A 484-nucleotide genomic window follows, 5' to 3' on the forward strand; every position below is an offset into this window, starting at 1 on the left:
CTGCCAGCTTATATGGTGCCGCACCATGTGATGAAGCTGAATGCTTTTCCGCTCACATCGAACGGCAAGGTAGATCGAAAAGCTTTACCAAAGCCGGACGAAGCCTATCAGGAGAAAAAGGAAATCATTCCGCCTGAGACGGAGACAGAAAAGGCACTCGCTCAAATTTGGGAGGAGCTTCTTGGAAAAACGGTAGGAGCAGATGAACATTTCTTCATGGCTGGCGGGCACTCTCTCAAAGCGATGATGATGTCCGCGAAGATTCAAGAGGTGCTTCAGAAAGAAGTGCCGATTCAAGTGATTTTTGAGAAGCCGACGATTCGTTCATTAGCGGCATATATCGATCAGGATGGTCAAGAAGAAATGGGGCATCCGATTTTACCAGCAGAGCAGGCGGACGAGTATCCGGTATCACCAGCTCAGCGCCGTTTATATATTTTGCAGACACTCGAACCAGACAGCACGAATTATCATATTCCAATCG

Annotated in this window: 1 protein-coding gene; it reads left to right on the plus strand. The window is 47.9% G+C overall.

Going from position 1 to position 484, the window contains the following annotated elements; translation table 11 throughout:
* The coding region (locus SB658_RS21850; RefSeq protein ID WP_410602274.1) for a phosphopantetheine-binding protein at positions 1-484 on the plus strand (484 nt) is incomplete at both ends.

It is taken from the genome of Bacillus sp. SIMBA_008 (assembly GCF_046535495.1).
GTDB classification, from domain to species: domain Bacteria; phylum Bacillota; class Bacilli; order Bacillales; family Bacillaceae; genus Bacillus; species Bacillus subtilis.